The organism is Sphingobacterium sp. GVS05A, from assembly GCF_019969845.1.
GTDB lineage: Bacteria > Bacteroidota > Bacteroidia > Sphingobacteriales > Sphingobacteriaceae > Sphingobacterium.
This window is the reverse complement of the sequence record NZ_JAHXYR010000006.1, coordinates 382,973-403,649: the sequence shown is the minus strand read 5'-3', so window position 1 is coordinate 403,649 and position 20,677 is coordinate 382,973. Positions and strand designations below refer to the sequence as shown.

At 39.1% G+C, this 20,677-nt stretch carries 19 protein-coding genes; 9 read left to right on the top strand and 10 right to left on the bottom strand.

Features of this window, described 5'->3' with window-relative positions:
- The first annotated feature begins 109 nt into the window (after positions 1 to 109).
- The 3 genes from LC454_RS17175 (at position 110) to LC454_RS17165 (ending at position 1,771) form a co-directional block, all read left to right on the top strand.
- Positions 110 to 670, top strand: a complete 561-nt coding sequence (locus tag LC454_RS17175) for an RNA polymerase sigma-70 factor (protein ID WP_223583698.1) — start codon at positions 110 to 112, stop codon at positions 668 to 670.
- A 124-nt stretch (positions 671 to 794) separates the two neighbouring features.
- Positions 795 to 1,355, top strand: coding sequence for a Crp/Fnr family transcriptional regulator (locus tag LC454_RS17170; protein ID WP_223583697.1), 561 nt, complete (start codon positions 795 to 797; stop codon positions 1,353 to 1,355).
- An 83-nt stretch (positions 1,356 to 1,438) separates the two neighbouring features.
- The gene (locus tag LC454_RS17165) at positions 1,439 to 1,771 is read left to right on the top strand and encodes a hypothetical protein (RefSeq protein ID WP_223583696.1); all 333 of its coding nucleotides are present in this window, start codon (positions 1,439 to 1,441) and stop codon (positions 1,769 to 1,771) included.
- A gap of 126 nt (positions 1,772 to 1,897) precedes the next feature.
- Here LC454_RS17165 and LC454_RS17160 read toward each other — a convergent pair whose 3' ends face one another.
- On the bottom strand, positions 1,898 to 2,059 hold the full coding sequence (locus LC454_RS17160) for a hypothetical protein (RefSeq protein ID WP_223583695.1): 162 nt from the start codon (positions 2,057 to 2,059) through the stop codon (positions 1,898 to 1,900).
- 342 nt (positions 2,060 to 2,401) lie between these two features.
- On the opposite strand from LC454_RS17160, the gene LC454_RS17155 reads away from it, so the two are divergent.
- Complete coding sequence (locus LC454_RS17155; RefSeq protein WP_223583694.1) at positions 2,402 to 3,184, top strand: NIPSNAP family protein; 783 nt, start codon at positions 2,402 to 2,404, stop codon at positions 3,182 to 3,184.
- A 445-nt stretch (positions 3,185 to 3,629) separates the two neighbouring features.
- On the opposite strand, the gene LC454_RS17150 is transcribed toward LC454_RS17155, so the two are convergent.
- From LC454_RS17150 to LC454_RS17135, 4 genes are all read right to left on the bottom strand, one after another.
- Positions 3,630 to 4,637, bottom strand: coding sequence for a bestrophin family protein (locus LC454_RS17150; protein WP_223583693.1), 1,008 nt, complete (start codon positions 4,635 to 4,637; stop codon positions 3,630 to 3,632).
- 32 nt (positions 4,638 to 4,669) lie between these two features.
- The gene (locus LC454_RS17145) at positions 4,670 to 7,303 is read right to left on the bottom strand and encodes a sigma 54-interacting transcriptional regulator (RefSeq protein ID WP_223583692.1); all 2,634 of its coding nucleotides are present in this window, start codon (positions 7,301 to 7,303) and stop codon (positions 4,670 to 4,672) included.
- Positions 7,304 to 7,395: 92 nt separating this feature from the next.
- Positions 7,396 to 8,067: a succinate dehydrogenase cytochrome b subunit gene (locus tag LC454_RS17140; protein ID WP_223583691.1), complete on the bottom strand. Its 672-nt coding sequence runs from the start codon at positions 8,065 to 8,067 to the stop codon at positions 7,396 to 7,398.
- 71 nt (positions 8,068 to 8,138) lie between these two features.
- Entirely contained in the window at positions 8,139 to 8,891 is a 753-nt protein-coding gene (locus LC454_RS17135; protein WP_223583690.1) for an SDR family oxidoreductase, read from the bottom strand.
- Positions 8,892 to 9,317: 426 nt separating this feature from the next.
- Here LC454_RS17135 and LC454_RS17130 point away from each other — a divergent pair, with 426 nt between their 5' ends.
- Both LC454_RS17130 and LC454_RS17125 read left to right on the top strand, forming a co-directional pair.
- Positions 9,318 to 10,193 (top strand): helix-turn-helix domain-containing protein, encoded by an 876-nt coding sequence (locus LC454_RS17130; protein WP_223583689.1) that lies wholly within the window; start codon positions 9,318 to 9,320, stop codon positions 10,191 to 10,193.
- A gap of 83 nt (positions 10,194 to 10,276) precedes the next feature.
- Positions 10,277 to 11,503: a TCR/Tet family MFS transporter gene (locus LC454_RS17125; RefSeq protein WP_223583688.1), complete on the top strand. Its 1,227-nt coding sequence runs from the start codon at positions 10,277 to 10,279 to the stop codon at positions 11,501 to 11,503.
- Positions 11,504 to 11,774: 271 nt separating this feature from the next.
- Here LC454_RS17125 and LC454_RS17120 read toward each other — a convergent pair whose 3' ends face one another.
- Both LC454_RS17120 and LC454_RS17115 read right to left on the bottom strand, forming a co-directional pair.
- On the bottom strand, positions 11,775 to 12,971 hold the full coding sequence (locus tag LC454_RS17120; protein WP_223583687.1) for a GTP-binding protein: 1,197 nt from the start codon (positions 12,969 to 12,971) through the stop codon (positions 11,775 to 11,777).
- An 11-nt stretch (positions 12,972 to 12,982) separates the two neighbouring features.
- Positions 12,983 to 13,207, bottom strand: coding sequence for a hypothetical protein (locus LC454_RS17115; RefSeq protein WP_223583686.1), 225 nt, complete (start codon positions 13,205 to 13,207; stop codon positions 12,983 to 12,985).
- A 265-nt stretch (positions 13,208 to 13,472) separates the two neighbouring features.
- On the opposite strand from LC454_RS17115, the gene folE reads away from it, so the two are divergent.
- Positions 13,473 to 14,138 (top strand): GTP cyclohydrolase I FolE, encoded by a 666-nt coding sequence (gene folE, locus LC454_RS17110; protein ID WP_223583685.1) that lies wholly within the window; start codon positions 13,473 to 13,475, stop codon positions 14,136 to 14,138.
- A 102-nt stretch (positions 14,139 to 14,240) separates the two neighbouring features.
- Positions 14,241 to 15,260 carry a CobW family GTP-binding protein gene (locus LC454_RS17105; RefSeq protein ID WP_223583684.1) on the top strand — a complete coding sequence of 340 codons (1,020 nt, stop codon included), beginning with the start codon at positions 14,241 to 14,243 and terminating at the stop codon, positions 15,258 to 15,260.
- Between the two features lie 67 nt (positions 15,261 to 15,327).
- On the opposite strand, the gene LC454_RS26655 is transcribed toward LC454_RS17105, so the two are convergent.
- On the bottom strand, positions 15,328 to 15,501 hold the full coding sequence (locus tag LC454_RS26655; RefSeq protein ID WP_410528662.1) for a DUF6273 domain-containing protein: 174 nt from the start codon (positions 15,499 to 15,501) through the stop codon (positions 15,328 to 15,330).
- 208 nt (positions 15,502 to 15,709) lie between these two features.
- On the opposite strand from LC454_RS26655, the gene LC454_RS17095 reads away from it, so the two are divergent.
- Positions 15,710 to 16,648, top strand: coding sequence for a proline dehydrogenase family protein (locus LC454_RS17095; protein ID WP_223583683.1), 939 nt, complete (start codon positions 15,710 to 15,712; stop codon positions 16,646 to 16,648).
- 282 nt (positions 16,649 to 16,930) lie between these two features.
- Here LC454_RS17095 and LC454_RS17090 read toward each other — a convergent pair whose 3' ends face one another.
- Together LC454_RS17090 and LC454_RS17085 are read right to left on the bottom strand one after the other, a co-directional pair.
- The gene (locus tag LC454_RS17090) at positions 16,931 to 19,141 is read right to left on the bottom strand and encodes a DUF4838 domain-containing protein (RefSeq protein ID WP_223583682.1); all 2,211 of its coding nucleotides are present in this window, start codon (positions 19,139 to 19,141) and stop codon (positions 16,931 to 16,933) included.
- Between the two features lies 1 nt (position 19,142).
- A complete protein-coding gene (locus tag LC454_RS17085) occupies positions 19,143 to 20,675 on the bottom strand; it encodes a YaiO family outer membrane beta-barrel protein (RefSeq protein ID WP_223583681.1) in 1,533 nt (510 codons plus the stop codon).
- Positions 20,676 to 20,677 lie beyond the last annotated feature (2 nt).

Sequence of the window (20,677 nt, the reverse complement as noted above, 5' to 3'; positions counted from 1 at the left end):
ACTTAAAACGTATATTTATATGGATTGATTTTTTTTACTATTATTTTCAAAATAATATACAGATTTGCATATTACTTGACCTACTGGATGAAAACAATGTCCGATAACTATGATTGACTTAAAAACATATACCGATGCAGAACTGACTAAATTGATGATTGGAGGGGATCATAATGCTTTTACGGAAATCTATACTAGGTATTGGAAACGGCTATTTCATATCGCAAGTTTAAGACTCAATGATACGGAGGAAGCAGAAGAGGTGGTGCAAAATATATTCGTGTCCTTATGGGATAGAAGAGAAAAGCTTGAAATCACCACAAGTTTAAACGCCTATTTGGCCATATCTGTCAAGTATAGAGTTATCAAAGTGTTGGACAAGCATTACAATCAACAAAAGTATGTAGAGAGCTTAACCACTTCCATATTGGACGATTCGACACAACAATGGCTTGAATTTCTCGATCTCAAAGAGATACTCGAAAAAACGATTACTGAGCTTCCTGAGAAATGTCAGCTTGTTTTTCGAATGAGCCGGGATTTACATTTGTCCCAAAAAGAAATAGCAGCACAACTGGATATTTCCGAAAAAACAGTCGAAGCACACTTGGGCAAAGCAATAAAAACACTACGCAATAAGCTAAATAGATTTCTTATCTTGCTTTTGTAACGAATGGGTCTCCTGGACTATGATCCCCGTACACTGATCCAAGATTTCAAAAGCCATGAAAGCTTGGGATAAATAATAATAGAAATCATAGGTAGACTGCTTCATTTTTTTATATTTGAACTAAATGGAACTTATACCTTATCTGCTTAGGCACACAAAATTGAACAATGCAGAATGCGAAGCTATCGACAACGCCTTTGCCACAGAAACTTTTGCGAAAGGAACCCTATTGTCTCAGCCAGATAATCACCACCAAAATATTTATTTTATCGAAAGAGGACTGATACGCGCTTTTTATAATTTAGATGGAAAAGATATCACCCATTATTTTTTCGATGAGAATAATTTCTTGGTATCATTTGAAAGTATTTTTTTTAACCGACCTCACCCCTATGGCAAACAGGTATTGGAAGAATCCTGTTTGCGCATTATCCCTTACAGCAAACTCGACGAACTCTGTAAAAGTATACCTGCTTTTAAAGACTACCAGTTGCAGGTGTCGCTGCAAGTGATTAGTATGTTGTCAGATAAAACTCTTGCTTTACAATTTCAAACGGCCGAACAACGCTATAAAAATCTGCTCGACAAATTCCCTGGCATATTGCGGAGAGCATCCCTAGGACATATTGCATCCTATCTAGGTATTACACAGCAAACACTAAGCGTGATACGGGCGGGCAGGTAAGTGTTTTCATTTTTTAAGATATATTAAAAACACTGCAGATTATTTTAATTTGCTTTGCAGTATTAAATCATTAAACAATCAATATGAAAAAAGTACTGTCATCTCTTGTCATCATGTTCATGACAATAATTTGTGTTGCCCAATCTGCCAATGATAATTTTGTAGGTAAATGGAAAACTGAGGAAGGCTTCATTATCACCATCTCTTATAATAACGGTAAGTTCTCCGGTCTTGATCCCAAAGGCCGATCAACACTCTATAATGTGCGTTTTGAAAAAAATGAATGGAAAGGGACAGTGGAAAATCACGACACTGGCCAAAAGGGTAATTGTGAAATGTACCTGCAGGGAAAGAAGCTGAAAATTGTGGCTCATAAAGGCATTTTTTCAAAAACATTTTATTGGGTAAAACAGTAGCCAAGGTTGGCTATCCTACAAAACTGCATTTCGTATACGCCAAGTACTGGCACCATGCTGATCAATGCACATTCGATTATATAAAAGTTTAGAGTGATATGAATAATTTTCGATTTTATCCGTATTTTATTTCGAGAATATAATCTCAGTATCTTGAAGCATCCATGAGGTCTCTTTTAATCCGATCTTCTGAAATACTTGTTCTTGAAGCTCCAAATCCTTGGTGGAGCATAAAAGCTGATAAGCAAACAGTTTTAGGCCTTCTTTATTCGCTTTAATAAAGTCCATGTCTTACAAGTTTTACATAGTATGATGTCTAATTTCTTTAAAATACTCAATAAGGGTGCGAATTTCATACTATATAGGTTTTTAGGAAAGAAAGTATAACCCGAATTCTAAACCCATCGAATTCGATGGGTTTAGAAAACAAACTGTTCTCAATAGCTGTGTGATGACCCCGAAAAGCTGGATAGAAAATACCAACGCAATCCGGTAACTGAATACCTAAATAGCATGGTTATGATTCTAGCAGCTGTACTGTACAAAAAAAATCATATTTTTAATCTGTATTTTCTTAATAATAAGAAAACAAAAAATAATAATCTAAATCTATAAAACTAAATGTTAAACATGGTCAGATCTATGAATCCGGGACATTGGATGCTAATCTTATTGATTTTTATCAGTAGTCAATCCAGCTGTTTTGCCCACACAGCAACCACTTATTTTCAATTGAAAGTTTATCACTTTCAGACCACAGAACAAGAACAGGTGATCGATCGCTTTCTTGAAAAAGCCTACTTGCCAGCAATGCACAGATTAGGATTTAAAGAAATTGCTATTTTCAAACCGATTGACAATAAGGATAAAGCGGATAAATTAGTTTACGTATTCAGTTCATCGGCTAATCTTGAAAAATATGCAAATCTTGACGTAGATATTTTAAAAGATAAACGGTATCAAGCGTCGGGGAAGGAGTATTTAGAAGCCGCATATAATCACCCACCATATTCAAGGATTGAAACGATTTTAATGAAAGCCTTTGAGGGAATGCCATTGCTTTCCTTTCCAAAATTAAGCTCTGATAAAAGTGAACGTGTTTACGAACTGAGGAGCTATGAAGCTCCAACGGAAAAGTTATCCGCAAATAAAATCTCCATGTTTAATAACGGTGAAATCGATATCTTCAAAAAACTGAATTTTAATGCCGTTTTTTATGGTCAGGTCATTGCCGGCAGCACGATGCCTAATTTAATTTATCTTACGACTTTCGAAAACATGACAGAGCGCGATGCTCATTGGAAAGCTTTTGGACCTTTGTATAAACCCATGGCTGACTTACCAGAATATCAGAATAATGTTTCTAAAAACGTAACTACACTTTGTAGGCCAACAGATTATTCGGATATATAACGAAAAAAGGACTGCCCTTTGAAAAAATTGAGTAGTCCTTTCGTATTTTACCTGCAAAAAACTACTTAAGCACGTTGACTTCTAATTTTTCCTCAGTTTGGCCTTTTTATTCATTTACCAACATTAAGGCGCTGGGCTTTAAAAAAAATCTCGATGCTTTCCCGTCTTAAGGCAGCCCGGACACAATTGAGGAAAGAAAATAATATGATAATACCGATTTCAGTTATAACAATAGAACTTAGTTTTTTTTATTACGTAGTTTGTGAGACAGTCTCTAGAACAACAATCATTCCGAGAATCTATATGAGGCGATTCTTTTTAAAATCATTAATGTTAGTTTCGACATGATAGAAATTGATTCATTCGAGATGTCAGCACCATAAGATAAAGTGAGAGAAAGCACCAATACGTGATATTGGTTTGCCATTCGGATCCTCTGGTCCAATTACAAAATAATATTATTCCGGTTATCAATGATCTGAGCAAATTTTGAATCTCCCCATATATCCCCTATCTCATTTTCAAGATTTTGACACATTTGAGAGATAGGAATGTCATTGGGACTGCCTTCAAAAGGATTTTCAGTACTCTCTCCGACTTGATCCAATGAGGTATACACCCAGGATATAATCATACTGAAGGGTATGACAAGCCAAACCATGTGGCCTTTCATCAATCCAGCTATTAATTGATTTAACGAATCAAACTCCTTTAACATGGCAAAAGGTAACAACATGCAAAAAAGCCAGACAAATATTCGATTGACGGTTGCATATTGTCTCGGATAAGGAAAATTTTTTATTTTTTCACTTCTGGCTTGGAGGACTGCGAATTCCCTCAGATATTTATGCAGTTCAAAAAAACGGCCATTGTCCAGGTCACCAGTATCCGACAAATGTACCAGTGCAACGCTCTGCAAACTCATTAGTTGCGTAATTGGATTCCTGGCGGAAATCACTTTTTCAAGTTCCTCATGACCAATATATTTTTGTAGTGCAGTTGGCAATGCTATTTCCTTCTCTGGAATAGTATAGAGGGTAGCATATTCGCGATTGTAAGTTTTATCAATATTTTCCCAAACCCGCTTGGACCGCAACTCATATCGCAGCACCGTGAGCCAAGCCAAATGGCGAAAAGTAATCTCACGTGCAATCTCGCTGTCTTTGATAAAATCGCGACACATCATTGCCCAAGCCCTGCTCATGCCAATCTTAAGACCCCAGATATCACGTGCCTCCCATGTCCTATTATAGGTCTGCTGGTTTTTAAATCCGACCACAAAGGCTGTTGCCGTTCCTAAAAAAGCAACTATAGGCCAGGGTACCACCAGCCAGGTAAAACCCAATAATTCATAGAAGAAAACTGGAACAATACTCATGAGGAGCAATAGAAACAATTTTCGTCGTGTCCAGAAAATAAATTCGGTTATTTTATAGCTTCTTCCAATATACATTATTTAATATTTTATAAGATCTCTGATAACAATTAGCTAAAATATTCGTTCTTTCTAATATTTAGTTTTTTCATTTTTGAATGCAGGGTATTCCCAGGAATTTGTAGAATTTCTGATGCACTTCCCGGACCAGAAATCTTCCCGGCACAACGTTTTAAAACCTGAATAATATAATTGCGCTCCAATTCGTCTAGTGAGTAGTTTAGCAATTGTAATTCATCCTGTCCAGACTCAACATGTGGCTGTGGAAGATAGATATGTTCAATTATCTCTGTTGTGGTTAAAAGAATAGATCGTTCTATCAGATGTTCAAGCTCGCGTACATTTCCGGGCCAGCTATAACCACGCAACTGCTGAATGACTTTTGGCATAATTTTCTTAATCTTGCGGCCCGTATAGCGACTATATTTTTGTATAAAAAAGTCAGTAAGCTGGGCGATATCGTCAAGCCGTTCCCGCAGTGGCGGTAGTTGAATCGGAAACACATTGAGCCGGAAATATAGGTCAGCCCGAAAACGTCCGGCTTTTACCTCTTCTTCCAAATTGCGATTGGTCGCGGCAATAAGGCGAACATCAATTTTGATGGTCTGTTGCCCACCGATTCTTTCAAGCTCACGTTCCTGAATGATCCGCAACAATTTTGATTGCGCTTCTAACGGAAGTTCTCCGATCTCATCCAAAAACAGTGTGCTTTCGTGCGCCAATTCAAATTTACCTATACGGCGCTCGAAAGCACCTGTAAATGCACCTTTTTCATGTCCAAATAATTCACTTTCGATCAGATGGGCAGGCAAGGCGGCGCAATTTACTTTGACCATGACTTTATCTTTCCGATCCGAGGATGTATGGATACCACGGGCGACCAATTCCTTTCCCGTCCCCGTTTCACCTGTAACCAGAACAGTAGTGGCAGTACTTGCAACGAGAGACATCAGGTGATATACTTGCTGCATAGGCTCGCCACTGCCAATAATTTCAGAAAAATTGTAAATGGTCCGGATCTGCTCTTTTAGATAATCATTCTCTATTTCCAGATTCTTTTTATAGGTCAACAGTTGTTCATTTGCCCGGATATTATCGATGGCAATTGAAATCTGTGAACAAATGCCTTTAATGAGCATTTTATTGAGCTGATCTGCCAGCAACCATATCGTACCTATATTTTTATCACCGATCCGCAAAGGCAAGCCATACATATTTCTTCGCCCTGTGGTCTTCCACAGTCGGGCGTAATCGTTTCCTTTTTTAATTTCCTCATCGACATTGAACACAAGGCCCTCCTTGCTGGCAAATACTTGAGCAGTATATAGTTCATCGATGGTAATAAGATTACTTGCCAGTTTATCAAAATCGTTTTTTGCATCTGCAAACAATGTAGCATCATACATAAAAGGAGATAAGTGGGTTCCGTCTGCTTCGATCACACGGATCATGGACAATCTCGTGGATAGGGTTTTGTCCAAAACCCGACTGATAGCCGACTGAAGGTCTTGCTTCGTCCTAAGCTGGGTAATATCATTGCTGAAGTCCAATAAAAAAGATTGCTCCTGCTGCTTTTTAACGAGCTGTTCATTAGCCAGCGTATTGGAAATAGCCGTTGAGATCTGTGCACAAATGCTCTGAAGTAAGGGAATATTGATTTCGGCAGTCTCCAACAACAACAGGCCTAAATTGGTCTCACCATTCCGCAACCGTATCCCTGTAAATGTCGCTATCCCCAATGACCTCCAATAATGGAGATAACCTGAAGTAATACCACGTTGCACCTCCCGGTCGACATCAAATAACAACGGAATAGCACTAGTTAAAATACGGTTCTGTAAACCATCATTGAGGGGTAATTGTTGGAACCAATCCACTTTGACTTTCGGTAAGGGATGGGTTCCGAAATCATAAATGTAGGGTGCTGTAAAAGATTTCGTTTCGTCACAGATTCGCCGAATGACAAAACTTCCGGTCGGACTAAGTTGCTTCAATACATCCCGAACAGTCTCTGTTAATTCTTCCTTTGTCCGAACGGCAGCCATTCGGCTACTGAATTCGAGTAAAAAGGTCTTCTCCTTTTCCCTTTTTAGCAGCTCTTCGTTTTTTACGATATTAGAAACTGCACTCGATATCTGGGGAATAATACCAACAATGACATCCCTGAAATTTTGGCTAAAGCCATTAATTTGATCGGTATAAATGTGAAGGAAACCAATAGCACGTCCCTCACGCATCAATTTGGCCATTAAAATTTCCCGAACACCTTTTTCATAATTGACGCGTAGAAATGCTGGGCTTATGGGATCGTCCATAATATCCGATAATACAAATGAAACCGGCTCCGAAGCATCCAATACAGCCTGAATAAATGGTTCATTAAGTGGAAAACGTGTCTTTATCATTTCGGCGTAACGCGGGTGCTCCCGAATTGGAGAACCATCATTGTCAAGAAGGAAAGGGCTATACGTATCATCTTTATAATCGATGGTGGTGACGATGGTATGCGTAATAAAGTATAAGCCTTTTATACCATCCTTAAAAAGCCGAATGAGATCATTTTTGTCACGAACTTTAGTCAAATCATTGCCTAATGCCAATAGAATCTCGCGCTCCTTTTGGTAATACGCAATGCTCTGCTGGGACACATCATTTTTAGGATTGTTTTTTTTATTTGCTTTCATTTTATCCAGAACTGAAGTACAGCAGTACCCATACAATGCTTACTGATGCGTTGATATTTTGGCTATAGTCCGAATATACGCAATCTATTCAATCATTTTATCCACTTAAAATAAATGGACAGCGGCATTAAAAATAATACAAACGGCACAATAACTGAAAAGCTGGTACCCATCCATTTTATAAAACCATTATATCGACGATGAGATATTCCTAGCGAAGTAAATGCACTATTAAAACCATGCAAGAGATGCCAAAATAAGGATACACAACCAAATGAATAAACCAAAACTTCCAGGGGATTACTAAACTTCTCCAGCATCAAATCATAAAGTGGCAGTTCCTCGTCATAACGAAACTGGTGAATACGATTGGGTATCCAAAAGTTGGACGTGTGTATTACCAAAAACAGAAGCAAAAGTGTCCCCAGCAAAGTCATACTCTTACTGTACCATTTTATTCTCGGAGTAGCCAATGGATATGCATATCTAATGGGGCGCGCATCTCTGTTTTTTTTCCACAACAGAAGCCCCTGTAGAATATGAAGCACAAATCCAAAAATAAGCACGATTTCTAAAGTCCGGATAACAGGATTTGTAGCCATAAAATGTGCGCCAACAGTAAACGTTGCTCCACCATCATTATAAAATATGAGTGCATTGACCGACATATGCACAAGCAAAAAACTGATGAGAAACAGTCCACTCAATGCCATTGTAAATTTTCGGCCCAAAGAGCTCGTAAAGATGTTATAAAAACTGTTCATAAGAATATTTTTTTTAAGAAGAGATATACTTCAATATCCAAGGGCTTTATTGCCCTTGGATAAGATTCTATTTATTTTTGAGCATTTAGGCCAAACCAATCTTCAAAGGTCAGCTTACCCAATTTTGCATCACCAGCAGGTACTAAGGTAAATTCCTCCAAGGGTGAACCAAAATATAATGCATCTTTACTGCCCAAAACTTCCTTGGGGTTTTCGGTCTTGGCCAAATATTTCTGTACCAGATCCGCAAGTCCAAATTGTTCGGGGCCGCCAATTTCAACGATTCCATTGATCGGCTGACCAAGTGCAAACTCGGCCACAAACGAAGAGACATCTTCAGCTGCGATCGGTTGTATTTTTGCGGTGGAAAGATTGATAGCATCCCCGTCCTGTGCAGATGCAACGATGCCCCCTAGAAATTCTAAAAATTGCGTGGAGTGAATAATCGTATATGGCATACCTGATTTGACAATAAGATCCTCTTGTACTTGCTTTGCTCTAAAATATCCACTTGCTTGGAGACGACTCGTACCGACAACAGACAGTGCAATATGGTGTTTGACTCCTGCATTAATTTCGGCTGCCAACAGATTCTTTCCAGAAGTCTCAAAAAATTCCATCACCTCCTTGTCTGCGAATGATGGTGAATTGGCCAGGTCAATTACAACTTCGGCTCCACTCACAGCTTCTGCCAAACCCTCGCCAGTAATGGTATTTATTCCGGTATTAGGTGATGCTGCAATAACTTCATGCCCTAGCACTCTTAACTTTGTAACAGTTTTTGTGCCGATCAATCCTGTGCCTCCAATGACTAAAATTTTCATGATTTTAAATTTAATGATTAACAGTTCTTTTTATATGTCGACTGAAACAACAGTGAAGCCAAAAAAAACAAAACACTAAAAATCAAATACTTAACCAACATCCTAAATTAAAAACACACTGTATATCGTGATATTACGTCAAGTTTCACTGTATTTAGTGAAAAAAGTATTAGTTTGATTGTACTATCAGCAACAGACAGTTCATTTATTTAAATAATATAAAACCATAAAATAAGATTGCTTCCTACGCTGATAATACTTAACCTATCATCAGTACCAAAGTCCGGGACAGCTGGAGCTAGTTAATATAACAAAAGTAAGTCTGTCGATAATGGATCGGAGGAAAAGACGCGGTATGTAAGCGGTATCTAAGAGATATCGAAAAGTCAAGATTTGCCATACAAATGAATTTGACGATATTTGAATATGGCACTATCCCTTACATCAGACAACGTGTATAAACTCTACAATATTGATCTTTCCAAAAAGATAGAAGGAATTGCTGTGCTCCAGCAAAAGCATGTCAATGGACAAGCCTATTCGGAACATCCACGCCTGTTTGATGGATTGATTCTTGCATTCATGATAAAAGGTTCCATGAAAGCCCGTATCCATTTCCTGGAGTACGAGCTTTGTGCAGGCCAGATTGCGATTGTGCAACCTCAATTAATGTTAGAGACACTATCGATGACTGAAAATGCCGAGATCATTACGATCGGTCTTTCTGTGGATTTCATATCGACATATCCTATGCTACATGACTTTGTCATGAACAACCAGATTCGCTGGCAGCCTGTCCTAGATCTTCAGGCTGAAGAAATGATCCTAAAAAATGAATTGCTAAGCCTTATACAAAAGGTATATCATAAAAATCAAAGTCCTAAGAAAGTCGAAATGCTACGGCATCTTGTCATTTCACTGATGAGTCTGATCGCCGAGTCTTATACCGCGCTAGCTGATCACAATAATCCTGTAAAAAGCCGTACGCATGAAATTATTGATGATTTCTATCTATTGATTTCAAAATATGCCACCCAAGAGCGTAGTGTTTATTTTTATGCGGACAAACTCCATCTCACACCGCAATACCTCTCGACTTTTCTCAAACAGAAAACAGGAAAGTCTATCTTACAATGGATTGATTATGTCACACTCATGCATGCCAAGACATTACTCAAATCAACCAGCCTGTCGATCAAACAGATCAGCAACAAACTAAATTTTGATGAACCAAGTGTATTTTGCCGATTCTTTCAACGTCTTTCCGGCACTTCACCCGGTGTTTTTAGAAACCGACCATAATAATCTGCCCAATCTTACAAATTGTACATACAGACCATAAAAGTGTAAAACATCTGCGACCAATTGCTACCTACTTTTACAGCATGAAAATCGCAACAAAAAAAGCAGCTATCGGTTTTATATTTGTGACCTTGCTGATCGACATTACAGGATGGGGAATCATACTTCCAGTGGTTCCAAAACTCATTAAAGAACTTATACATGCAGATCTCAGTGAAGCGGCGACCTATGGCGGATGGCTCGGTTTCGCCTATGCCTTTACGCAATTTTTATTTTCGCCTATCGTAGGTAACCTCAGCGACAGATACGGAAGACGGCCAATTATTTTAATCTCACTTTTTGGGTTTGCCATAGACTATATTTTCCTGGCGCTAGCGCCCACAATAAGCTGGCTATTTCTAGGAAGGGTAATTGCAGGGATTACAGGTGCCAGCATGTCGACCGCAACTGCGTATATAGCAGACATATCTACAGATGAAGATCGGGCCAAAAACTTTGGAATGATCGGTGCCGCACTCGGACTTGGTTTTATAATTGGTCCAGTAATCGGTGGTCTGTTGGGGCAATTTGGGGCGAGGGCTCCATTTTACGCTGCCGCAGCTCTATGTCTACTGAATTTCATGTATGGCTATTTTATTCTGCCTGAAAGTTTGGATAAAGAAAAACGGCGACCATTTGATTGGAAACGTGCCAATCCCATTGGTTCCTTTAAATTTTTGGTGAGATATCCGAAGATCTCGGGCCTTGTGACGGCATTGATATTGACTTACATCGGTATCCACGCCGTGCAGAGCAACTGGCATTTTTTTACAATGTACAAATTTGGATGGAATGAGCAGATGGTGGGGTATTCGCTGGGCTTGCTCGGATTACTGTTGGGATTGGTGCAGGGAGGGCTGATCCGGTGGACGTCGCCTAAATTTGGGGAGCAACGAAGTATTTACTATGGTCTGCTATGTTACGCCATAGGATTGCTTTTATTTGCTTTTGCCAGTGAAGGCTGGATGATGTTTGCTTTCCTGATCCCGTATTGTCTCGGCGGTATATGTGGTCCTGCCCTGCAATCGGTTATTACAAAAAATGTACCTGCAAATGCTCAGGGGGAGCTTCAAGGGGCGTTAACCAGTTTGGCAAGTGTCACAGCAATCGTGGGTCCTCCAATGATGACGAATCTGTTTTATTACTTTACGCAGGACAGCGCACCTTTTAAATTTACCGGAGCTCCCTTCTTTCTTGCGGCTCTATTAATGGGCATCAGTGTCGTGATCGTGCGTATCGCTTTCAAAAAAGATAATCGTAAACAGGGGTAATCTGTCGAAAATAAAAAATCTTTAGTTTTTTTAAACAGAATAATATATTTCCAGATACTAATTAGAAATCTCCTGAAACTGCAACATTTCAAAACGGATCACAAAGCCCTGGTTAACGATTAATATAATCCTGATATTCTTCCTGGATCTTTCCTTTGGAAATGTATTGCTGGTACTGAAAAAAGCCCTTGCAAACCGATAGATTCCCGTAGGTAACTGATTTTCTAGAATATCTGTATTTCTAGCTTTATTATGAGGACAACATTAGACACTAGATATTTTTGGGAAATTCGTCCTTCCACCAAGTGAAACGCCAATCATCAGCCTCCTCCTCTGTCAATAAACAAGATTCCAATTCTTTAATATATTTCTCTTTATCCAAGTGTTGCCCTATAAACACCAATTCATTTTTACGATCCTCCCACTCCGGATGCCAGCGTTTTAATAGATCAGCTTTTATTTCGGAGTAAATTGGATGTTGGTACCGCATCTCTTCTGGCATGCTACTCCACCACGAACCAGCGCTTTCCAACCGGATACTTCCGCCAGCTTGGCTAAAACTAATTGCAGTATCTGGCCTCGACGCTAGCCAGAATAATCCTTTAGCACGTATAATATTATGAGGATAATCGTCATTTAAATAACAGTGTAATCGTTGCGGATGGAAAGGCCGCTGGGAGCGAAAAACAAAAGATGAAATCCCATATTCTTCAGTTTCGGGAACATGCTCCTCCGCTAGTTCTTTTATCCAACCCGCAGACGAAGAAGCTTCTTCAAAGTCGAACGCCCCTGTTCCCATAATTTCTTTTGGATCAACTTGGCCAAATTGGGTACGAATGAGCTTCGCTCCTGGATTAAGTTTGCTAATTGCTGCTTCCAAAGTGCCTATGGTCTCCTCTGACACAAGATCTGCTTTGTTTAAAACAATCACATTTGCAAACTCGATCTGATCGGTCAATAAATTTACTATTGTCCTGTTATCCATAAGATCGTCTGCCAGCGATCGATCTAACAAGGTTTCAGAACTGCCAAAATCTTTGGCGAAATTGAAACAGTCCACTACAGTGACCATTGTATCAATATAGCTGAATGATGAAAGGTCAATGTTATCATTAGAATCAACATAACTGAAGGTCTGAGCAACTGGAATTGGCTCTGAAATACCTGTACTCTCAATCAAAAGGTAATCAAATCGATCTTCTTTGGCCAAACGCTCAACCTCAATCATGAGATCTTCCCTTAATGTACAACATATACATCCATTGCTCATTTCAACAAGTTTCTCCTCTGTCCGGGATAGCACATTCTCACGCTCGACGGATTGTGCATCAATGTTCACTTCACTCATATCATTGACAATGACAGCAACTTTCTTGCCCCCCTTGTGATGAAGTACATGATTCAGCAAGGATGTTTTACCTGCCCCCAAAAAGCCACTTAGAACTGTGACCGGTAATTTTTTTTTCATTTCCACTCAAATTAATTTATTTTTTTCTCTTCAGTCCTCACCACAATACGCATCCAATTTTTTATATTCTCAAGGTGCTCCATTCCATAATTTGAAATAAAACGTTGCGTCTCCGCATTGGAATGATCTTCATAAATTGCCAGACGTTGCTTGGCAAATTCTACCGTTAAAGGAATACCGCATTTTTTTTCAATACACCATTTCCAGTCTGCAAAGTTTTCAGGAATTATGCTCATTGTCTTTTTATTTAAAAACAAAACTAAGGACAATAATTCATAAAAGCAATTTAGTTGCATTTATATTTTTTGTGTATATTTGGATTATAAAGCGCAGCGAGCTGCACAATAAAGCTTATACGATTTACGCAACTGTAGATAAATATTGAAATGACCACTTCCGAAGCATTCAAACAACTTTGGGCTATTGGGACTTCAAAACTAGTCTTTCAAGATTATCCATAATAAAGGGATATTAGGTGCAATAATTATTATATCACTAAAAATGAATACATTAAAAAATAAAAATACTTTCATAGATGACATAGGCGACTCACATGTTATGACCTCAATAGAAACTCCGATGCGATCAGATGCCTTTGCGATCTCAGAATCAGAAAAAATAAACAGAATTGCCAAGCTCTTTCATGGTATAATGCATGAGCTTGGCCTTGACCTAAACGATGATAGTCTGAGTGGAACACCCCATAGAGTTGCTAAAATGTATATCAATGAGTTATTCTACGGGCTAAATCCGCTCAACAAACCAAATCTATCTACCTTTAGCAACAAATATGGCTACAATAAAATTTTGATCGAAAAAGATATCTGTGTGAATTCTGCATGTGAACATCATTTTCTTCCGATTGTAGGGAAGGCACATATTGGTTATCTGGCAAAGGAAAAAGTAATTGGTCTTTCTAAATTGAACCGAATCGTAGATTATTACGCGCATAGACCACAAGTGCAGGAGCGATTAACAATTCAGATATTCAACGAATTAAAATCTATTTTACAGACCAATGATATCATCGTGGTCATCGAAGCAGATCATCTCTGTGTATCAGCGAGAGGAGTGAAAGATATCACAAGCAGCACGCTCACGGTAGAGCACGGTGGGATCTTTTCAACTGCGGACAAAAGAGCTGAATTTTTTAACTTAATAAAATAAGCAGCTACTTTTGACCTTTATTGCTAACTATTAAGTGGATACTTACCTGAGATGATGGGTACAATCTACTTAAAAAAAACACCAGATAGGAGTTAAAATTACATGGATGATCTTGAGGCAAGACCAGTAACGATCTTGACAGGTTTTTTGGGATCGGGAAAGACAACTTTTCTAAATGAGCTATTGAAGCATTATGCCGAATATCGTTTCGCTATTATTGAAAATGAAATCGGGCAGTTGAATATTGATGGCATGTTATTGGCTAAAAATTATGGACAGCTTATCGAGCTTCAAGATGGATGTATTTGTTGCACGCTAAACGATGATTTGTATAGTGCCCTCGAAACGCTACATGAGGACAGAGATAGCTTTGACGAATTGGTCATTGAATGTACTGGACTAGCGATGCCGAGCACTGTTATGGAACCTTTCACGGTCCACCCTATTTTTAAAAAATATTTTCCGCTAAAAAGGGTGATCTGTCTAATTGATGCAGAATTTATAGCGGATCAGGTGAAAGAAAGAGATGAAGTGCTCAGACAGATAACCGCTGCTGATATACTCCTCATTAATAAAACCGAGACCGTACACCCTGATTATTTAAATGATCTGCAAACATACCTGCTAACATTAAACCCTTTAGCAAGATTATTTTGTGCTACCAGCAAAAAACAATTTCCATTTGAGGAAATAGAACAAGTGAGTTATTCATATAACAACAATAAATCATTCTCGCTGGTAGAAAACAATAAGCTATCTGCTATAAAAGCGAAAACTTTTTCAGCATTCGGGCAGCAACATCTTTCTGATATATCCTATCGAACGTATATATTTCCTGGAGAATTTAATTATATAGATCTTTTTCTCGCACTCAGTAAGCTCGTTGGAAAGCATATGGATCGGATCTATAGAATGAAAGGAATAGGATATAAAAGTGATAACGATAAAAAAATTGTCCTGCAGACTGTCGGGTTCCGGGTGGACCTGGAGTACGGCGACTATTGGGAAGAAGGCGAAGAAAAAACAAATGTCCTTGTTTTTATTGGCAAAAAACTCGATCAATTAAATATTGAAACGCTACTGAATCAAATGCTGAAAAACCCAACTTTCGAAAAAAAATGAAACTTATTTTATATTATCCGACAAACTGTAACGCAAACAAGGCACCGTAGGAATGATGGCTCATTGATTATTTATCACAAAAATTCCTGTAATTTTCATTAAATGAGTTATAAAGTTCATTATTAAGATATCTTCTCAAAGTACAGTTTTCCCACGTTACATCAACAAAACTATTGTAATACCATTGCACTTCTATTATCTCATTTGTTATAATTAGAAGCTTGCCATCTTTCCTCTTTATTACTTAACGTTCATAATTTCCAAGAATAATTGTATTGCCTTCTTTCATTGTTGCTATAACTTAATTTGATGGTAACTCCAATAAAAAATAATGTCTATTAAAAATACAGCTTTAATTTCCCTGCAAAAAATAATCAATGAATAGAACTGCATATTTTTTTTCACCTCCAAATTTATGTATTTTACATAGCTAATTTTAAGATCGCTAAATGGAACAATTACTAACAGCTGGTGCTGATGCACTGAGGAAAGCTGCATTAAATGAAGATGCTAAAGCTTTTATTTTGAATAATGAAGCACTTTACAAGCTAATGAAGAAAGCCGCTGACCGATATATTGGTGGCGAAAACCTTACGGAAACCCTAAAAAAAGTACAGGTTTCAAATGGTATTGGTTTTAAATGCTCGATCGAATATATGGGCGAAAGCACACGGACTATTCAGGAAGCTGAAAAAGCAACTAATGAATTTTTGAGCATCTGTGATGCAATACTACAACACAATCTCAATTCAACGATTTCACTTGACCTTTCGCACATTGGACTGGAAATCTCTGAAAGCCTCTGTTATGAAAACCTTTCGAATATATGTGAATCTGCTAAGGGCAAAGAAGTGATCATCAGTGCAGAAGGAACCGAAAGGACTGACCGTATATTAAAGCTCTATCAGAAAGGCGCTAAAGAATTCTCAAACTTGTCCATCACATTGCAGGCTTATCTCCATCGAACAACGGATGATTTTGATGCGATGTGTAAAGAAAGAGGACGTATCCGCATGGTGAAGGGGGCTTTCGAAACAGCCAAAGGCCTATCGCTACCACGTGGACAAGAACTCAACGAACGCTATCTTTACTATGTCGAACAGCTGCTTTCAAAAGGTCACTTATGCTCTATCGCAACACATCACCATGAAATTCAACAAGGGGTAAGAAAGCTGATTGATAGATTACAGCCTGCAAAGAGATATTATGAATTTGAAAGTTTATACGGCATACAAACAGAGCAGCTGGCACAATTAAGAGATGAAGGGTATCCAACAAAGCTGTATTTCGTATATGGTCAAGAATGGTATCTCTATCTTTGCAACAGATTAGCCGAATATCCGCTAAATTTATTCAGAGCACTACAGGACATTGTTGAAGCTAAATGACAGTGGGTAATAGAAAGTTCATTATAACTATGAACTTTCTATATCATCACGCTATTTTAAAATCTTACCACAGTAGGTATTATTGACAGTTATGGGCTGGGCGACCGCATTTGGAAGCCAAAGATTGATGGACAGAATCCTGCAGCACCCACCACATCTGTCAATGTTATTGTCTTTTGCCAAGAGACCATAACAATCTCTTCGTAATCATCAGGGATATTATAAGCATAAGATGGCCTCTTTACATGTCAACCTTTAAGATTCAACAACAATCCAATTGGATTACTCCACCCAGATTTCGTCGCAGGCAACAGAGACCTGTCGCGTGGGATGATAGCGCCATTCCGGCAGGGAGGGAAATGGTAAGGCATAAACGCGGATTATTTTAACATCATCCATTATCGACGCTTTAAATTTGACTTTCTGCACCGTATAGTCTTCGTCTATTTTTTCAATCTTAGATGAAAGTAGCTCCTTAAAAATTTCACCGTCTTTCGAAGCTGTTATGCGAATTTCTTTTGGAAGAAAAATCCAATGCCGTGCATCCTGAAGGAAATTGAGTTCTATGGCATGCGCTTTTTTTGCCTTTTCGAAGTTAAATGCAATCTCCATAGGTTCTCCGGTCCACAAAAGCCAATTATAGCTATAATCCAGATAGCCGGGTACACTGTCAATCAGGGTCCTTGGACCATTGGCGGGGAATGAAGGGTCAAAAGGGTATTTCATCATCATTTTTGCTTCAGAGGCTTTATTCCCGCGTACTCCTGTGCTAAATATTTCACCCCATTCTTTCGCATATTGGTCGGGTGAAGCTCCGCCCTCCGCAAGTTCAACTATACCGAGTTTCTTCGCATCCTCAACAAAGCGTTGCAGCTTGCGTTTTACATTTGGTCTAACATTCCATTTCCCATTCTCCTCGAAGAATATCCCATGTTGACGTGGTCCATAAAACCGTGCCTGTTGTAAATAGGTATAATCCAACCCAAGGCCCAACCGCCTAATACGTTGTTCCATTAATGGATTGCCCTCACTTAGTACTTCAGCTTTCTCCAGTAATGTACTATAGTGCTCCATTTTCTCCGGGCTTAAATAATCGTTCCTGTTATCAATTGGATTTCCGTATATCGACAAGGCGGATGAGGGGGCGGGTAGAGCATTTCGTCGTGCATTGAGGTAGGCTTTTATGCTCGAACCGGCTTTGCCGTAATAACCATTTACAAATTCATCCGTAAGCTGATCTTCAGAGATCGTATCGTTCCATACCAGATGAGCTAAAATATATGCATTTAGTTCAGCCATATCACTATAATTAGCTCCTCCTCCTTGCAAAAATACCCCCTCTACCCCCTGGCGTTTTAAATAGTCCAGATTCTTCTGCAAAGTTCCTTGAATAGGAAAAGGAGCAAGGTAATTTGTAAACTGCGTTAAATAGTCCCATACAAAGACATGTGCTGCTTTGGATTTCCAATCACGCAACTGTCTCCGGAATGTAGCCGCAGATGGTTCATTACCAATATCCGCTTTACGAAAAGCATCAATATTGCTTAATATCACGGAAACATTATCGGCCACGCGAAGATGCGTGGGTGCATTGGCTGTCTGTAGGTAAGCAAGTGTCGTAAATTCCTTATCCGGAAATTTAGCAGCGACCCTATTCACAAAGTGGATCAAAGAACCTTGAGGGCCACCTTCGCGTTTATCAATAGCTTGACAGTCGTCACAGGTACAGCTGCCGATATCATCATTGGGCGCTATTGACCAGTATTTAGCTTGCGGATTCTCAAGCATTTTTTGCCTGAAATATGCAACGGTATGTTCAAAAACAGCTTCATTGGAAAGACAGAGCTGGATAGCTTGTCGTTTTCCATGGTATAGCGAATAATATTCTGGGTGTTCTTTAAAATAAATGGATGGCGGTAATATCTTGTTGAACGTATGTCCCCAGTCTCCCCATTTTTCTTCTAGATTATGTAGTCCATACCAGTCTAAATACTCCTGATCCAGTTCAACTGGGAAATATACCTCGCGAAACTGGAAATTAGGTTTCGCAAAAATATGATAATCTGCATCCACGACCAACGAAGATAACTTGGGAATGAAGGTATTCTCCCTACCAGTATACCATTTACGTGCCCCGATAACATCTCTCACATATCGATAAGCGCCATAAAGGGTACCTTTTCCACTACCTTTAATATACATATTCCCTCCAATAAACTGTATCGAGTAACTGTCTTCTGGATATGTTTTGTCTATTGATACCTGCTCCAATATGATCGCTGGCCGATCTTGGTCCTTTGCCTGCAAATCAAACGCTGTACCTGTACTTAATTTTGTAAATTCGTTGATTACCGCGGCTGCTTTTAGCAGAGTTGAATTGTTTTGGTCAGTACGGATCACATAATTGGGAACACCTTCATTCACCAATGTAATCCGCTCTTTACCCTGAGCTATTGTTGCAACAAAAAGCAGACATAACATATACTTCCACATATTAAAAATATTTCCTTAATGAGAGATTCAGATCATACTGATTCATAAATCTATTTTCAGCAACTTTGTAATAACTCCATCCGCCCATAAGCGTAAATCCCCAGCTTTCGATACGATGCTGCCATCCTGCATTGACGGATCGCGACAAAAAACCAAATCTGTTGTTTAAAAACTGATACCGAGAAGGATCGTCCGGAGAGGTTCCGATATTGCCAATGATAGTCACATAGGAATTAGGCTTTTCGCTATTGTAATAGTGCCTTACTGCTAGCGAGTAGGCCTGATTCCAACGCTGTTCGTCATGCAATAAAAATCCCCTAAGATAGATAAAGGTCGGCCCCAAATATCGTCCTGCTGACGCAACCATTCCATAATTGTTAGTATGGTCAGCCGATCGCACATAACGCCCCCCTACATCAAAGAGCCAAAGGCCGGCCTCCCGATAAAGACTATATGCTGCCCGCCAGGTAGGAAATACGGTTCCATCGGCCCAGGCAAGATGATGATAAGCATATAATTTTGAACTATAATTCAACCAAGCATCCAATCCCACCTGAGAACCCTTTTCTCCCCTTCTATTTCCATAGTTGAACTGACCAATAAACATATTTTTTTCGCCCACTTTCTTCCCATATTCCACTCCAGAAATAAAGAAGTGCCCGTTGGGTCTATCTTGTGCACTCTGTGTATGATTTAATCCGACATAGAAACTATAAGGTAAATTTTCGCGATATACTTTTGCCAATTGACGATAACGCTCCACTTGTGGTGATTGTTGCTGCAGTTGTTCCATATAGGTCAAAGCAGTCTGATAATCTTTATTTACAGCAGCGATATTCGCCAGCTGCTCGCGGATAAATAGGGTACTATCCCCTTTATCCCAAAGCATTTCATACCCACTTTTTGCTTTATTATATTCCTTGACAGACATATAAGCATTGGAGCGGAGGTATAAATAACGATGATCGTTAGCATCTGCCTGCTGCATACTGTCCGAAAGAGTAATTGCTTTTTGCTGCTCTCCCTGTTCAATAAATTTTAAGCCCTCTTTGTACCAATTGTCGATGTTACGGTTGACAGAATTTTTCGCACTTCTGGCTTCAAATTCTTGGTATGCTGTTGCCAGCGCTACATCATCAGGAAATCGCTTATATGCCAGCATCCAAATTCGACCCGCTTTGTCTATTTCGCCTTTTGCCTCATATAATGATGCCAGAGGTGAGTAGCTGTCTTTATATTTCGGATCACTTGACATAACAGCTTCGAAATACGGAATAGCCCAATCCGCCCGTCCCATCTTTTGGTAGCTCAATCCCAAAATATAATTAAAATCAGTGTACTGTGGATATTTAGCCAATACCGTCCTACTCAGCATAACCGACTCGTCCAACTTCCCTGCGCGCAGATAGCCAATTGCCTGCGGCACCAAACTATCCACATCGTATTTTTTATTTTGCCAGACCACCTGCGCTGAAATGGTTTCAGCGAACAAGAACTGACAGAAAACGACTATTAAAATCAATAATTTGTTCATTG

Bases quoted from the DNA above. Each gene is read 5' to 3' on its own strand.
- LC454_RS17175 (WP_223583698.1), top strand. From the start codon at position 110: ATGATTGACTTAAAAACATATACCGATGCAGAACTGACTAAATTGATG.
- LC454_RS17170 (WP_223583697.1), top strand. From the start codon at position 795: ATGGAACTTATACCTTATCTGCTTAGGCACACAAAATTGAACAATGCA.
- LC454_RS17165 (WP_223583696.1), top strand. From the start codon at position 1,439: ATGAAAAAAGTACTGTCATCTCTTGTCATCATGTTCATGACAATAATT.
- LC454_RS17160 (WP_223583695.1), bottom strand. From the start codon at position 2,059: ATGGACTTTATTAAAGCGAATAAAGAAGGCCTAAAACTGTTTGCTTAT.
- LC454_RS17155 (WP_223583694.1), top strand. From the start codon at position 2,402: ATGGTCAGATCTATGAATCCGGGACATTGGATGCTAATCTTATTGATT.
- LC454_RS17150 (WP_223583693.1), bottom strand. From the start codon at position 4,637: ATGTATATTGGAAGAAGCTATAAAATAACCGAATTTATTTTCTGGACA.
- LC454_RS17145 (WP_223583692.1), bottom strand. From the start codon at position 7,303: ATGAAAGCAAATAAAAAAAACAATCCTAAAAATGATGTGTCCCAGCAG.
- LC454_RS17140 (WP_223583691.1), bottom strand. From the start codon at position 8,067: ATGAACAGTTTTTATAACATCTTTACGAGCTCTTTGGGCCGAAAATTT.
- LC454_RS17135 (WP_223583690.1), bottom strand. From the start codon at position 8,891: ATGAAAATTTTAGTCATTGGAGGCACAGGATTGATCGGCACAAAAACT.
- LC454_RS17130 (WP_223583689.1), top strand. From the start codon at position 9,318: ATGGCACTATCCCTTACATCAGACAACGTGTATAAACTCTACAATATT.
- LC454_RS17125 (WP_223583688.1), top strand. From the start codon at position 10,277: ATGAAAATCGCAACAAAAAAAGCAGCTATCGGTTTTATATTTGTGACC.
- LC454_RS17120 (WP_223583687.1), bottom strand. From the start codon at position 12,971: ATGAAAAAAAAATTACCGGTCACAGTTCTAAGTGGCTTTTTGGGGGCA.
- LC454_RS17115 (WP_223583686.1), bottom strand. From the start codon at position 13,207: ATGAGCATAATTCCTGAAAACTTTGCAGACTGGAAATGGTGTATTGAA.
- folE (WP_223583685.1), top strand. From the start codon at position 13,473: ATGAATACATTAAAAAATAAAAATACTTTCATAGATGACATAGGCGAC.
- LC454_RS17105 (WP_223583684.1), top strand. From the start codon at position 14,241: ATGGATGATCTTGAGGCAAGACCAGTAACGATCTTGACAGGTTTTTTG.
- LC454_RS17095 (WP_223583683.1), top strand. From the start codon at position 15,710: ATGGAACAATTACTAACAGCTGGTGCTGATGCACTGAGGAAAGCTGCA.
- LC454_RS17090 (WP_223583682.1), bottom strand. From the start codon at position 19,141: ATGTGGAAGTATATGTTATGTCTGCTTTTTGTTGCAACAATAGCTCAG.
- LC454_RS17085 (WP_223583681.1), bottom strand. From the start codon at position 20,675: ATGAACAAATTATTGATTTTAATAGTCGTTTTCTGTCAGTTCTTGTTC.